Source organism: Duganella rivi, from assembly GCF_009857435.1.
Classification (GTDB): domain Bacteria; phylum Pseudomonadota; class Gammaproteobacteria; order Burkholderiales; family Burkholderiaceae_D; genus Rugamonas; species Rugamonas rivi.
In genome coordinates this window covers 1-255 of sequence record NZ_WWCK01000031.1, presented here as the reverse complement: position 1 = coordinate 255, position 255 = coordinate 1, and the positions used below count along the sequence as shown (strand labels likewise).

At 51.0% G+C, this 255-nt stretch carries 1 rRNA gene; it reads left to right on the top strand.

The features are described 5' to 3' along the window. Window positions 1-255, top strand: a 23S ribosomal RNA gene (locus GTP45_RS27860); the annotation flags it as partial.

The window sequence follows — 255 nt, the reverse complement described above, 5'->3', positions numbered from 1 at the left end:
TGGGAAGCAGGTTAATATTCCTGCACCGTCGTATGATGCGATGGGGGGACGGATCGCGGAAGGTTGTCTGACTGTTGGAATAGTCAGTTTCTGGTTCATAGGAGGTACTTAGGCAAATCCGGGTACGCAATCCAAGGGACTGGGACGAGTGAACTTGTTCACGTAGCAATCGGAAGTGGTTCCAAGAAAAGCCTCTAAGCTTCAGTCATACGAGACCGTACCGCAAACCGACACAGGTGGGCGAGATGAGTATTC